This is a genomic window from Pseudomonas sp. MIL9 (assembly GCF_016887925.1).
Taxonomy (GTDB): domain Bacteria; phylum Pseudomonadota; class Gammaproteobacteria; order Pseudomonadales; family Pseudomonadaceae; genus Aquipseudomonas; species Aquipseudomonas mohnii.
Map to the genome: position 1 here is coordinate 25,824 of NZ_JAFEHE010000027.1, position 13,151 is coordinate 38,974.

A 13,151-nucleotide genomic window follows, 5' to 3' on the forward strand; every position below is an offset into this window, starting at 1 on the left:
GTTGAACAATCCCGAGGCAATGAGTATGAACAGCGGACTGTCACTGGCTGACCACATCACATTGGAGTTGCGCGCCGACATCATCGGTGGACGCTTGCTGCCTGGCATGGCGCTGGTGGAAAACGACCTGGTGTCTGCCTATAACGCCTCGCGTAACACCATCCGCGAAGCCTTGCATCGTCTTGGTCAGGATGGCTTGACCCGCTATGTGCGCAACAAAGGCGTCATGGTGCGCAAGTTGGGCAGTGATGATGTGCGGGACCTGTTCAAGGTCCGGCGCACGCTGGAACTGCAAGCCATCGGTGCCAGTCGCCCCCTGCGTGACTATCAGTCCGACCGGATGCTCGAAGCCCTGGAAGCCACAGAGTTGGCGCGGGAGCGCGAGGACTGGCGCGCCGTCGGTACCCACAGTCTGCAATTTCATCAACACATTGTCGGGTTGCTGCGCAGCCCGCTGTTCGATGAGTTCTTTACCAATGTCGTCGCGCAATTGCGCCTGGTGTTTTGCACCGCGCCCGATGAGTCACGTTTTCAGGCGCCATGGCTGGCCCGCGACCGACAGATCCATGAACTTCTGGTCGAAGGCGACAAGCGCGCGGCCGAGGAGGCCATGGGCCTGTACCTCGACGATTCCGAACACCTGCTGTTGCAAATGCTTGCTCCTTCTTCCCATCACTGATCGAGGATTCGTGCCATGTACAAAGACTATCCGGCGGCCTATCAAGTCAGCAAAGGCTCCGCCTTGCAGGTGGATAAAGCCTTTTATGAGCGGGTGCGTGATGCGAAGGACGGACGCACGCTGATCGAGTCCTTCGAAGTACCGATTCGCACCGGCCGCGCCTGGAAAGTCCCGGCCGGCCATGTGTTTCGCGTGACGACGCCCATCGGGCCGCAAGTGGGTGATTTCAACGTCTGGAATGCCAACGACCCGCGCGAGCGCTTGTGGGCGTCGCGCACCCGGCAACTACAGGGCGCACACGTCAGCACCCATGACCGGCTCTGGTCGAACCTGCCGTTTTTGCGGCCGCTGGTGACTATCACCGATGACAGCCTGGCTGGCTACGGCATCGACGAACACGGAGGTCGTTTGCACGACTTGCTTGGCACCCGTTGTGATCCCTATGTGAACAAAATGCTCACCGGCGAAGATTTTCACCACCACTGCCACTCCAACCTGACCCGTGCAGTGCTGCCCCATGGCCTGACCGAGTTCGACGTGCACGATGTGTTGAATATTTTCCAGTGCACGGGGCTGAACCACGACGACATGTACTTCATGAAAGCCTGTCCGGCCAAGAAGGGCGATTACCTGGAATTTTTCGCCGAGATCGACTTGCTGTGTGCACTGTCGACCTGTCCGGGGGGAGACCTGTCGTTGGCCATGTGGGGGCCTGACGCGCAGGATCCGCTCAGCGTTTGCCGTCCGTTGGGCGTGGAGATTTATCGGTTGGAGGAATCATTGCTGGAGGGGTGGAGCCAGCCTGAGCGTGCAGCGTACAAAGGCATGCACGGCTTGCACATCGCGAAGGCTGAGTGGGAAAAGTAGAAACGTCTTGGAGAGCTGCTGTGGCGAGGGAGCTTGCTCCCGCCGGGGCGCGAAGCGGCCCCTCGCCACATTGATTTGCGCACACAAAACAAAACCGTCAGTCACAGCGTTTTTTTGTTCAGCGGTCCTGCGCATCCTTGGCGTCCGCTTCCGCATTACGCTCGGCTACGCGTCGACGTTGCTCATCGGTCAGATCGACCTTGTTGGCGGTGTCACGCAGCATCATCAAACCGCCAACGATGGAGCCGATGGCTATTACCAGAATCAACCAGGCATACCAGGGCATAGGACTCTCCTTGAAGGCAGGCCGGTTGGCGAGGTTCGACAACCGCGCGTGCATACCACTTTGAGCGAATGACTTTCGCAGTGGTTCCATTCTATGCCTGATAGGTCAGCTGCACTGTGATTGTTTTAAAGCCCGGTCAACATCGCATCCGCCGGCGCATTGGCACGTAACTGCCCGGTGAGCATGAAGTACACGAACCCAACCGCCATGAATGCGAGGAAGATCAGCCCGATCAACATGTTGAACCACGCCATCGCCACCAGGCAAACCACGGCGAGCACCAATGCAATGAACGGCACCAGTGGGTAGCACGGGGCGCGGAAGGTGCGCTCCAGGTTCGGCTCGGTTTTGCGTAGTTTGAACAGGCTGAGCATGCTCATGATGTACATCACGATGGCGCCGAACACGGCCATGGTGATCATCGCCGCCGTCAGGGTCATGCCGCCAAGGTTGATCAGGCCATCGCTATAGATCGCTGCAATGCCGATCACGCCGCCGGCAATGATCGCCCGGTGCGGTGTCTGGAAACGCGACAGTTTGGCCAGGGAGGCTGGCAGGTAACCGGCGCGGGCCAGTGCGAAAAATTGCCGCGAGTAACCGAGGATAATCCCGTGGAAACTCGCCACCAGCCCGAACAGGCCGATCCACACCAGCATGTGCAGCCAGCCCGAGCTTTCGCCGACCACGGTTTTCATTGCCTGTGGCAGCGGGTCGTTGATGTTCGACAGGGTGCGCCAGTCGCCGACGCCACCGGCGAAGAACATCACCCCCATCGCCAGTAACACCAGGGTCAGGATCCCGCTGATGTAGGCCTTGGGAATCGTGCGTTTCGGGTCCTTGGCCTCTTCGGCGGCCATGGCTGCGCCTTCGATGGCCAGGAAGAACCAGATGGCGAAAGGAATCGCCGCGAACATCCCGGCAATCGCCGGTGCGCCGAACACATCGGAACCGGCCCAGCCATTGAGGGCGAAGTTGCTGAAGCTGAACGCCGGCGCAACCACACCCATGAACACCAGCAGTTCCGCGACGGCCAGCACACAGACCACCAGTTCGAAGGTCGCCGCGAGTTTCACTCCGAGGATGTTCAGGCCCATGAAGACGATGTACGCGCCGACCGCAGCGTGTTTCGGGTCGAGGGCGGGAAATTGCACGTTGAGGTAGGCGCCAATGGCCAGGGCGATGGCCGGCGGGGCGAAGACGAACTCGATCAGCGTCGCCAGCCCGGCGATCAATCCGCCTTTCTCGCCAAAGGCTCGGCGACTGTAGGCAAACGGACCACCGGCATGGGGAATTGCCGTGGTCAGCTCGGTGAAGCTGAAAATGAAGCAGGTGTACATGGTGGCGACCATGAATGAGGTCACCAGAAAGCCCAGCGTCCCGGCCACGCCCCAGCCATAGCTCCAGCCGAAGTATTCACCGGAAATGACCAGCCCGACCGCAATGCCCCACAAGTGCAGGGTGCCCAGCGTGGGTTTGAGTTGTGTGTTCATGCGTTTGCTCCCTGAACGGATTGGACAGCTCGGGGGAGGGCGTGTGCAGTGGGCGTGCCATTTCGTGATTTGCCGTCGTAAAGCGATGAAAGCTGTCGTATCGGGGATGTTCGGCTCTGTATGCCGGTATTTTTTGCTCCAGATGAGAGCGTCGTCGTCAGTTATGCCGCCATCGCGAGCAAGCTCGCTCCCACAGGGTGTCGCATTGAAAAGGCGGACGCATTCCAACGGTGGGAGCGAGCTTGCTCGCGATAACGCCCGTCAGAACACCGCTGTAATAAAGCCATAAACCCACTCTTTACGCTTTCTTTATGCCCCGCCACACCCCTCGATCTCGTTCCTTTACAGCCTCCCTGTCGACAATGACTCCACACGCGGCAATGCGCCGTAACACGGAGAATTTCCATGAGCGTTCTGGACGGGGTGTCACTGCTGCTGGCAGTGGGGCTGTTCATTTATCTGTTGGTTGCGCTGTTGCGCGCGGACCGGAACTAGGAGCGGCTATGCACAGTTATGACTATTGGCTGATCCTCGCGTTTTTCGCGTTGGTATTGGTCCCGGCGCCGTTTCTCGGGCGCTTCTACTACAAGGTCATGGAAGGTCAGCGTACCTGGTTGACGCCGATCCTCGGCCCGGTCGAGCGTGGCTGTTATCGGTTGGCCGGTGTCGATCCGCAGGCCGAACAGAGCTGGCAGAAGTACGCGCTGGCCTTGCTCGCCTTCAGCCTCGCAGGGTTCTTGCTGCTGTTCTCGATCCTGGTGTTCCAGGATCACCTGCCACTCAACCCGCAAAACCTGCCGGGTCTGGAGTGGACACTGGCGTTCAACACCACCGTCAGTTTCATGACCAACACCAACTGGCAGGCCTACAGCGGCGAAGCGTCGTTGAGCTATCTGAGCCAGATGGTCGGCCTCACCGTGCAGAACTTCGTCAGCGCCGCCACTGGTCTGGCTGTGCTGGTTGCGCTGTGCCGTGGCATTGGCCGCAAGTCGACCAAAAGCCTCGGCAACTTCTGGGTCGACATGACCCGCGCCACCCTCTACGGCTTGTTGCCGCTGTGCCTGCTGCTGGCGCTGTACCTGGTCTGGCAGGGTGTGCCGCAAACCTTCGCGCAGTATGTGAATGCCGTGACGATGCAAGGCGTCGATCAGGTGATTCCGCTCGGTCCTGCTGCCAGCCAGATTGCGATCAAGCAATTGGGCACCAACGGTGGTGGCTTCTTCGGCGTCAACTCGGCGCATCCGTTCGAGAACCCGACTGCCTGGGCCAACCTGTTCGAACTGTCGTCGATCATTCTGATCCCCATAGCACTGGTGTTCACCTTCGGCCACTACGTGAAAGACCTGCGCCAGAGCCGCGCGATCATCGCCTGCATGTTGGCGCTGTTCCTGATCGGCGGCGCCACCTCGCTGTGGGCTGAATACCAGCCGAATCCGGCACTGACCAACGTCGCTGTCGAACAGACCGCACCGCTGGAAGGCAAGGAAGCGCGCTTCGGCACCACCGCCACTGTGCTGTGGTCGGTGACTACCACTGCGGCCTCCAACGGCTCGGTCAACGGCATGCACGACAGCCTTAACCCGCTGAGCGGCATGGTCGCGCTGGTCAACATGATGGTCGGCGAAGTGATCTTCGGCGGGGTGGGTGCCGGGCTCTACGGCATGCTGCTCAACGTGCTGATCGCCGTGTTCCTGGCCGGCCTGATGATCGGCCGTACCCCGGAATACCTCGGCAAGAAACTGCAGGCCAGGGAAGTGCAGCTGTTGGTGGTGACGTTGATGGTCATGCCGATCGGCGTGCTGGTACTCGGTGCGATTGCCGCCAGCCTGCCAGGCCCGGTAGCAGCAGTGAGCAACCCGGGTGCCCACGGTTTCAGTCAGTTGCTTTATGCCTACACCTCGGCCAGTGCCAACAATGGTTCGGCATTCGGCGGCTTCGGCGCCAACACCCCGTTCCACAACCTGATGCTGGGCCTGGGCATGTTGATTGGTCGCTTCGGCTACATCCTCCCGGTACTGGCCCTGGCCGGCAGCCTGGCGATGAAGAAAAGCGCACCGATCGGCCAGAACAGCTTCCCGACCCACGGCCCGCTGTTCGTGACCCTGCTGACCGTGACCATTTTGCTGGTGGGTGGTTTGACCTTCCTGCCGACCCTGGCGCTGGGTCCAATCGCTGAACACTTGAGCATGGGTTTCTGAGGACTATTTGATGAATATGCCCGTAACCAAAACCGTCGCCGCGAAAGCGCCGGAGCAACCGAAAACCGCGATATCGGCCCTCTGGCGCCCGGCGCTGGTGCAAGCCTTCGTCAAGCTCGACCCGCGCCAGTTGCAGCGTGCGCCAGTGATGCTGGTGGTCGAACTGACTGCGATCCTGACCACCGTGCTGTGCTTCATTCCAGACACGGCGGTGCCGACCTTCGTCGCCGCGCAAATCGCCGTGTGGCTGTGGTTCACCGTACTGTTCGCCAACTTTGCCGAAGCCCTGGCCGAAGGTCGTGGCAAGGCCCGCGCCGACAGCCTCAAGGCCGGCAGTGAAGGCCTCAGCGCTCGCCGCAAAACCAGCAACGGCACCTTTCAAGTGGTGCCGGCCACCAGCCTGCGCAAGGGCGATGTGGTGCGCGTCGAAGCGGGGGAGATGATCCCCGGTGACGGCGAGGTGATCGAAGGCATCGCTGCGGTCAACGAAGCGGCGATTACCGGCGAATCCGCACCCGTGATCCGCGAATCCGGCGGCGACCGTTCGGCTGTCACCGGCAACACACGGCTGGTGTCCGACTGGCTGCTGGTGAAGATCACCGCGAATCCCGGTGAGTCGACCCTGGACCGCATGATCGCGCTGGTCGAAGGCGCCAAACGCCAGAAAACCCCGAACGAAGTGGCCCTCGACATTCTGCTGATCGGCCTGACCCTGATCTTCCTGCTGGTGGTCGTCACCCTGCAGCCGTTCGCCCACTTCGCCAACGGCAGCCTGCCGCTGGTGTTCCTGGTGGCGTTATTGGTCACGTTGATTCCGACCACCATCGGCGGTCTGTTGTCGGCCATTGGTATTGCCGGGATGGATCGCCTGGTGCGTCTGAACGTGATCGCCAAGTCCGGTCGCGCCGTGGAAGCGGCGGGGGACGTGCACGTCCTGTTGCTGGACAAGACCGGCACCATCACCTTCGGTAACCGTCGTTGCACGGCAGTTTACGCGGCCCCGGGCGTCAGCTCGAAAGAGCTGGCCGAAGGTGCGTTGTTCGCCTCGCTGGCCGATGACACCGCCGAAGGCAAATCCATCGTCGAATACCTGCGTGCCCTGCATCCACAACCCGAACCGAGGGCTGAGTTGCTCACCGGCGTGCCGTTCAGCGCCGAAACACGCCTGTCGGGTGTCGACTATCAAGGTCGCGTGTACCGCAAGGGGGCGGTGGATTCGCTGCTCGCGTTCGTTGGTCAGAAACGCGCCGAGCTGGCCCCGGCCCTGTCGCGGGAAATCGACAAGATCGCCCAGAGCGGCGGCACCCCGTTGCTGGTCTGTGCCGACGGCAAACTGCTCGGCGTGATTCACCTCAAGGACGTGGTCAAGCCCGGTATCCGCGAGCGTTTCGCCGAGTTGCGCAAACTGGGGATTCGCACGGTCATGGTGACCGGCGACAACCCGCTGACCGCTGCGGCGATTGCCGCCGAAGCGGGCGTGGATGACGTGCTGGCCGAAGCCACGCCGGAGAAAAAACTGGCGCGCATCCGTCACGAGCAGAACGACGGTCGCCTGGTTGCCATGTGCGGCGACGGCGCCAACGACGCCCCGGCCCTGGCCCAGGCGGATGTCGGCATGGCGATGAACGACGGCACGCAGGCCGCCCGTGAAGCGGCGAACATGGTCGACCTCGACAGCGATCCGACCAAGCTGCTGGACGTGGTGCAGATCGGTAAGGAATTGCTGGTGACCCGCGGCGCGCTGACGACCTTCTCGATCGCCAACGACGTGGCCAAGTATTTCGCGATTTTGCCGGCGCTGTTTGCCGCGATCTACCCGCAACTGGGCGTGTTGAACGTGATGCACCTGAGCAGCCCGCAGAGCGCGATTCTCTCGGCGATCGTGTTCAACGCCTTGATCATCGTGGTGCTGATTCCGCTGGCGTTGCGCGGTGTACGCGTCCAGGCGGCCAGTGCAGCGGCATTGCTGCGACGCAATCTGCTGATCTACGGGCTGGGCGGGATTCTGGTGCCGTTCGTGGGCATCAAGGCGATCGACATGTTGTTGACGGCGTTGCACCTGGTTTGATCTGACACCCCCCACTGTAGGAGCGAGCCCGCTCGCGATGGTGGTCAACGATAACGCGCCCTTTCTGACAAAGCGCGGCGCCTTCAGATCCATCGCGAGCAAGCTCGCTCCTACAGGTTTTCCTGCGAATTCGAGGATTTTTGAAATGTCCACAATGATACGTCCGGCCTTGAGCCTGTTGGTTTTGATGACCCTGATCACCGGCGTGGCTTACCCCTTGGTGGTCACTGGCGTGGCCCAGGTTGCGTTCCCGGATCAAGCCAATGGCAGCCTGGTGCGCGATGCCCAGGGCAAGGTTCGGGGCTCTGCACTGATCGCCCAGGATTTCGTGGGCGACGCCTGGTTCCACCCACGGCCATCGGCCGGTGCATTTGCCACCGTGTCGAGCAGTGCCAGCAACCTGTCGCCGAGCAACCCGGCGCTGGCCACTCGGGTGATCGACGATGCCAATAAACTGCTCGTACCCGGTCAGGGCCCGGTGCCGTTGGCGCTGATTACCACCTCCGGCAGTGGTCTCGATCCACACTTGCCACCGGCGGCGATTGCCTATCAACTGGCGCGTGTCGCGGCGGCGCGCAACGTACCGGTGTCTACGCTTGAGCAATTGATGAATGCGCACATCGAGCAACCGTTGGTAGGGCCGCCGGTGGTGAATGTGCTGGCGTTGAATCTGGCCCTCGAAAAGCTGTAAGTGAATGGCGCCGCCAATCGCGGGCAAGCCCGCTCCCAAAGGGTTTTTCAGTTTTTGGAGAACCTTGTGGGAGCGGGCTTGCCCGCGATGGCAATAGAACAATCGCCCCATCAATATCTGAATAAGTGAGCTTCAAGCATGAGCGACTCCGGCCGCGCCGACGCGCTGTTAGCAGACCTGCCCCGGGATGGCCGTGGCCGACTCAAGGTTTTCCTCGGTGCGGCACCCGGTGTCGGCAAGACCTACGCCATGTTGCAAGCAGCGCACACCCAACTGCGCCAAGGCGTGAAAGTCATTGCCGGTGTGGTGGAAACCCACGGTCGCGCCGAAACCGAAGCGTTGCTCGGCGGCTTGCCACAGCAACCCTTGGTGCGCTCGGAATACCGTGGCGTGATGCTCGAAGAGATGGACCTCGACGGCCTGCTCGCGGCCAAACCGAAACTGGTGCTGGTGGACGAACTGGCCCACAGCAACGCCCCCGGCAGTCGCCACGCCAAACGCTGGCAGGACATTCAGGAATTGCTCGCCGCCGGCATCGACGTGTTCACCACCGTCAACGTCCAGCACCTGGAAAGCCTCAACGATCAGGTCCGTGGCATTACCGGCGTGCAGGTGCGCGAGACGTTGCCGGACTGGGTGCTGCAAGAAGCCTACGAACTGCTGCTGATCGACCTGCCGCCACGGGAACTGCTCGAGCGTCTGCGCGACGGCAAGGTCTACGTGCCGGAGCAGGCGCGGGCGGCTATCGATGCATTTTTCACCCAGACCAACCTCACCGCCCTGCGCGAACTGGCGATGCAAACCGCGGCGGCCCAGATCGATAACGATCTGGCCCAGGGTTATCGCCAGATGGGTCAAGCCGCGCCGGCCGTACGGGGACGCCTGTTGGTAGGGGTCGACGGCGATGCCCAGGCCGAGCGCCTGGTACGACACGCCAGCCGTGTCGCCCAGCGCCGGCACCTGCCCTGGAGCCTGGTGCATGTGGACAACGGCAGTGTGCGTGACGAGCAATCGCGCCTGCGTCTGCAAAGTGCCCAGCAACTGGCTGAACGCCTGGGCGGCGAGGTGGTGCAACTGCGCGCTGGCGAGGTGGCGAAGACGCTGATCAAGCACGCTGCCGAGCGCCGCGCCAGCCTGGTATTGGTCGGCCAGTCCCGGCCGCGACTGCGTCGGCGGTTGTTTGGTGGCGGGCTGGCGGCACGCTTGTTGCGCGATGCACACGGGTTGGAAATCAACATCCTTGCCAGTGACGAAGAAAATTATCTGCCCCGCCAACGACCGGCGCACTCGCTGGTCTGGTTCGATTATGCGCTGGCGGTGGTGGCGACGATTCTGGCCAGTGCCCTGGCCTGGGGAGTGGCCAGTATTTTGCCGTTGCCGAACATCTCGCTGGTGTTCCTCGCCGCGGTGTTGCTGGTGGCGGTGCGCAGCAGTCTCGGGCCGGCGCTGGCCTGCGCCGCGTTGTCGTTTCTGACCTATGACTTCCTGTTCATTCCGCCGAATTTTTCCTTCAGCATCCAGCGCGAAGAAGACGTGCTCACCTTGCTGTTCTTCCTGCTGATGGCGGCCCTCACCGGCAACCTCGCGGCGCGCCAGCGCCGGCAATTGGAAGCCTTGCGCGATACCCAGGAAGAAACCACCGAACTGCTCGACCTGTCACGCAAGCTCACCGCCGCCACTGACCGTCAGGCCGTGATCAGCGCCGCCGCCCAGCACCTCAACGGCTGGAGTGACCTGCAACTGTGCCTGCTCAATCGCGACGGTCAAAGCGGCTGGAAAGTCGAAACCGGTGGTCCGCTGGAGTTTACCGAGGCCGAACGCGCCGCCGCCGATTGGGCTTGGCAACACGATCAACCGGCCGGTGCCGGCACCGGCACGCTGCCGTTTGGGCGCTGGTGGTGGTGGCCATTGTCGGTGGAGGATGGACCGCTGGCGCTGCTCGGCGTGTGCGCCAAGGAAGGCCAGACCTTGAGCGGCCAGCGTCGTCGTTTGTTGACCGCGTTGAGTCAACCGTTGGCCCAGGCTCTGGCTCGCGCGCAATTGGCCGATGATCTGGAAGCCGCACGGCTGCACGGCGAGACCGAACAACTGCGCAGCGCCTTGTTGGCCTCGGTGTCCCACGATTTACGCACGCCCCTGACTTCCATGCGCGGCAGCATCGACAGTTTGTTGGCCCTCGGTGAAGCGATCCCGCTGGAGGATCGCCGCGAATTGCTCGAAGGCACCCGCGATGAGGCCGAGCGCCTGGACCGTTATATTCAAAATCTGCTGGACATGACCCGCCTCGGTCACGGTGCCTTGAAGCTGGCGCGGGACTGGGTGTCGCCGGCCGACATCGTTGGCAGTTCGCTCAATCGCCTGCGTGCGGTGCTGGCGCCGTTGCAGGTCAGTGTCGAGGTCCCGGCGGAGTTGCCGCTGCTGTATGTCCACGCCGCACTGATCGAACAGGCACTGATCAACGTGCTGGAAAACGCCGCACGTTTCTCGCCGTTGCATGGCCGTCTGCAATTGCGCGCCGGTGTCGTTGACCAAGAGCTGTTTTTCTCGGTAAGCGATGAAGGACCGGGCATTCCCGAGGCTGAGCGAGCGAAGATTTTCGACATGTTCTACACCGCCGCGCGCGGTGATCGCGGCGGGCAGGGCACAGGGCTGGGGCTGGCGATCTGTCAGGGCATGGTCGGCGCCCATGGCGGTCGTATCAGCGTCGCCGACGGCATCGAAGGACGTGGCACCTGCATCACCTTGCACTTGCCGTTGCAGGAACAGCCTGCCTTTGAAAGTGAACGTTGAAAGTGAAGCCTGATACCCTTTGGATCTCTCTATGCCGCGACCGGAAACCATGAGCCAGACTGCGACCATTTTGGTCATCGACGATGAACCGCAGATCCGCAAATTCCTGCGTATCAGCCTCGCTTCCCAGGGCTACAAAGTGCTGGAGGCCGGCACTGGCACCGAAGGCCTGGCCCAGGCAGCCTTGAACAAACCGGACCTGTTGGTGCTCGACCTTGGGCTGCCGGATATGGATGGCCAACAAGTGCTGCGCGAATTCCGCGAGTGGTCGACGGTGCCAGTGCTGGTGCTCTCGGTTCGCGCCGGCGAAGGGCAGAAAGTCGAAGCCCTGGATGGTGGCGCCAACGACTACGTGACCAAGCCGTTCGGCATTCAAGAGTTTTTGGCGCGAATACGTGCGTTGTTACGGCAAGCGCCGGCGGGTGAGGCTCAGCAAGCGGCGCTGACCTTCGGCCCGTTGACCGTGGACCTGGCCTATCGCCGGGTATTGCTCGAGGGCGCCGAAGTCGCGCTGACCCGTAAGGAGTACGCGGTGCTGGCGCAACTGGCGCGGCATCCGGGGCGGGTCATCACCCAGCAGCAATTGCTCAAGGACATTTGGGGACCGACCCACACCGAGGACAGTCACTATTTGCGGATCGTGGTGGGGCATTTGCGGCAGAAGCTGGCGGACGACCCGACCCAGCCGCGGTTTATCGTGACCGAGGCGGGCGTGGGGTATCGGTTGTTGAGTGAGGGTGGTCTTCAGGCAGGTTCTGGCTGATCGGGCCCCATCGCGGGCAAGCCCGGCTCCCACAGGCTTGAGCTGAACACAACATTTGTGAAGGCCACTGAACTTGTGGGAGCTGGCTTGCCAGCGATGAGGCCATTGCGTCGACTCGAGAAATCTCAGGACTCGCGCTCGCTCTCATACCGATCCAGCGTATCCCGCGCAATCTCCCGTCCCAGTGCGATCAGCTCAGGCGCCTTGTAAAACTCGAAAAACCGGCACACCCGCTTCGGCACGTTGATCAGGATGTCCGGCGGATACCCGGCAATCTTGTACTGCGCCAGGGACGTCTGCATCACCTCGAAACTCTGGTTGATCAAATCCAGCAACGACGCCGGCCCGACGTTGTCGATGATGAATGAACCGGTGGCTGACTTCGGTGCTCCGTCGCGTTCCGGCGCGGCAGCCGGTTGCTGGGCTTCGGGTTCGGCGGATTCGACCCAGGGGTTGATCTCGGCGGCTTCGGCCATCAACGCTTCTCTTTCCAGCAGCAACAATTGTTCGGCCTGCTTGCGCCGGAACGGCAGCTTCGAACCGAGGGAACTGATCAGGCTGTCGAAGCGGCTCCTGAACGCGGCGGGCCGCTGGATCACCGGCAGTTGGTAATGGCGCTGGTTGGTGGAGTTGAGGTTGACCGCGATGATCAAATCGCAATGGCTCGACACCACCGGCACGATCGGCAGCGGATTGAGAATGCCGCCGTCCACCAGCATGCGATTGCCTTGCATCACCGGGGTAAACAGGCTGGGAATCGCCGCCGAAGCCCGCATGGCCTGGTGCAGGCAACCTTCCTGGAACCAGATTTCCTGCTGGTTGGTCAGGTCGGTGGCCACCGCCGTGTAGGGGATGCGCAGCTCTTCGATATTGATCTCGCCGACAATCTTGCGGATCCGTCCGAAGACCTTTTCTCCACGAATCGCCCCCAGACGAAAACTGACGTCCACCAGACGCAATACGTCGAGGTAATCCAGGCTCTCGATCCAGTCGCGATACTCCTTGAGTTTGCCGGCGGCATAAATGCCACCCACCACCGCGCCCATGGAGCAACCGGCGACGCAGGCGATGTCGTAGCCACGCCGCTCGATCTCTTCAATAACGCCAATATGGGCATAGCCGCGGGCTCCACCTGAGCCCAGTACCAGTGCGACACGCTTCTTCATGAATCGCCCTCGTTTTGAATGGTTCAACAATGCACCCATCGAGGGGCGTGCTTCAATCGTTAAGGTCGTTCGATGGGTCAACGCGTCGTTATTTCGATACTCCATGGCGGCAGATGGTTATTCTCTCGAACGCTATAGTTTGCGGTGGCGATG

The 13,151-nt window shown here is 61.7% G+C and carries 11 protein-coding genes; 8 read left to right on the plus strand and 3 right to left on the minus strand.

Annotated features, from left to right (window positions below; all coding sequences use genetic code 11):
- The first annotated feature begins 25 nt into the window (after positions 1 to 25).
- Both JQF37_RS25565 and JQF37_RS25570 read left to right on the plus strand, forming a co-directional pair.
- A complete protein-coding gene (locus JQF37_RS25565; protein WP_204149802.1) occupies positions 26 to 679 on the plus strand; it encodes a GntR family transcriptional regulator in 654 nt (217 codons plus the stop codon).
- A gap of 15 nt (positions 680 to 694) precedes the next feature.
- Complete coding sequence (locus JQF37_RS25570; protein ID WP_204149803.1) at positions 695 to 1,546, plus strand: DUF1989 domain-containing protein; 852 nt, start codon at positions 695 to 697, stop codon at positions 1,544 to 1,546.
- 118 nt (positions 1,547 to 1,664) lie between these two features.
- Here JQF37_RS25570 and JQF37_RS25575 read toward each other — a convergent pair whose 3' ends face one another.
- Positions 1,665 to 1,832 (minus strand): DUF2897 family protein, encoded by a 168-nt coding sequence (locus JQF37_RS25575; RefSeq protein WP_198132692.1) that lies wholly within the window; start codon positions 1,830 to 1,832, stop codon positions 1,665 to 1,667.
- A gap of 125 nt (positions 1,833 to 1,957) precedes the next feature.
- Positions 1,958 to 3,322, minus strand: coding sequence for an ethanolamine permease (gene eat, locus JQF37_RS25580; protein ID WP_204149804.1), 1,365 nt, complete (start codon positions 3,320 to 3,322; stop codon positions 1,958 to 1,960).
- Positions 3,323 to 3,727: 405 nt separating this feature from the next.
- On the opposite strand from eat, the gene kdpF reads away from it, so the two are divergent.
- The 6 genes from kdpF to JQF37_RS25610 all read left to right on the plus strand — a co-directional run bounded on the left by kdpF (position 3,728) and on the right by JQF37_RS25610 (position 11,832).
- Positions 3,728 to 3,817, plus strand: a complete 90-nt coding sequence (gene kdpF / locus JQF37_RS25585; protein WP_007899818.1) for a K(+)-transporting ATPase subunit F — start codon at positions 3,728 to 3,730, stop codon at positions 3,815 to 3,817.
- 8 nt (positions 3,818 to 3,825) lie between these two features.
- Positions 3,826 to 5,520 carry a potassium-transporting ATPase subunit KdpA gene (gene kdpA / locus JQF37_RS25590; RefSeq protein ID WP_204149805.1) on the plus strand — a complete coding sequence of 565 codons (1,695 nt, stop codon included), beginning with the start codon at positions 3,826 to 3,828 and terminating at the stop codon, positions 5,518 to 5,520.
- A gap of 10 nt (positions 5,521 to 5,530) precedes the next feature.
- Positions 5,531 to 7,588, plus strand: coding sequence for a potassium-transporting ATPase subunit KdpB (gene kdpB, locus JQF37_RS25595; protein WP_204149806.1), 2,058 nt, complete (start codon positions 5,531 to 5,533; stop codon positions 7,586 to 7,588).
- A gap of 145 nt (positions 7,589 to 7,733) precedes the next feature.
- Complete coding sequence (gene kdpC / locus JQF37_RS25600; protein WP_204149807.1) at positions 7,734 to 8,279, plus strand: potassium-transporting ATPase subunit KdpC; 546 nt, start codon at positions 7,734 to 7,736, stop codon at positions 8,277 to 8,279.
- Between the two features lie 138 nt (positions 8,280 to 8,417).
- Entirely contained in the window at positions 8,418 to 11,069 is a 2,652-nt protein-coding gene (locus JQF37_RS25605) for a sensor histidine kinase KdpD (RefSeq protein WP_130210874.1), read from the plus strand.
- A gap of 49 nt (positions 11,070 to 11,118) precedes the next feature.
- On the plus strand, positions 11,119 to 11,832 hold the full coding sequence (locus JQF37_RS25610) for a response regulator (protein ID WP_204149808.1): 714 nt from the start codon (positions 11,119 to 11,121) through the stop codon (positions 11,830 to 11,832).
- A 125-nt stretch (positions 11,833 to 11,957) separates the two neighbouring features.
- Here the strand turns inward: JQF37_RS25610 and JQF37_RS25615 are convergent, their stop codons facing one another.
- A complete protein-coding gene (locus JQF37_RS25615; protein ID WP_103405306.1) occupies positions 11,958 to 12,998 on the minus strand; it encodes a patatin-like phospholipase family protein in 1,041 nt (346 codons plus the stop codon).
- Between the last annotated feature and the right edge of the window lie 153 nt (positions 12,999 to 13,151).

What these genes read in the sequence shown, in the direction of transcription:
- kdpF (WP_007899818.1), top strand. Translation starts at nt 3,728, where the DNA reads ATGAGCGTTCTGGACGGGGTGTCACTGCTGCTGGCAGTGGGGCTGTTC.
- kdpC (WP_204149807.1), top strand. Translation starts at nt 7,734, where the DNA reads ATGTCCACAATGATACGTCCGGCCTTGAGCCTGTTGGTTTTGATGACC.
- JQF37_RS25610 (WP_204149808.1), top strand. Translation starts at nt 11,119, where the DNA reads ATGAGCCAGACTGCGACCATTTTGGTCATCGACGATGAACCGCAGATC.
- JQF37_RS25605 (WP_130210874.1), top strand. Translation starts at nt 8,418, where the DNA reads ATGAGCGACTCCGGCCGCGCCGACGCGCTGTTAGCAGACCTGCCCCGG.
- JQF37_RS25570 (WP_204149803.1), top strand. Translation starts at nt 695, where the DNA reads ATGTACAAAGACTATCCGGCGGCCTATCAAGTCAGCAAAGGCTCCGCC.
- JQF37_RS25575 (WP_198132692.1), bottom strand. Translation starts at nt 1,832, where the DNA reads ATGCCCTGGTATGCCTGGTTGATTCTGGTAATAGCCATCGGCTCCATC.
- kdpB (WP_204149806.1), top strand. Translation starts at nt 5,531, where the DNA reads ATGAATATGCCCGTAACCAAAACCGTCGCCGCGAAAGCGCCGGAGCAA.
- JQF37_RS25565 (WP_204149802.1), top strand. Translation starts at nt 26, where the DNA reads ATGAACAGCGGACTGTCACTGGCTGACCACATCACATTGGAGTTGCGC.
- kdpA (WP_204149805.1), top strand. Translation starts at nt 3,826, where the DNA reads ATGCACAGTTATGACTATTGGCTGATCCTCGCGTTTTTCGCGTTGGTA.
- eat (WP_204149804.1), bottom strand. Translation starts at nt 3,322, where the DNA reads ATGAACACACAACTCAAACCCACGCTGGGCACCCTGCACTTGTGGGGC.
- JQF37_RS25615 (WP_103405306.1), bottom strand. Translation starts at nt 12,998, where the DNA reads ATGAAGAAGCGTGTCGCACTGGTACTGGGCTCAGGTGGAGCCCGCGGC.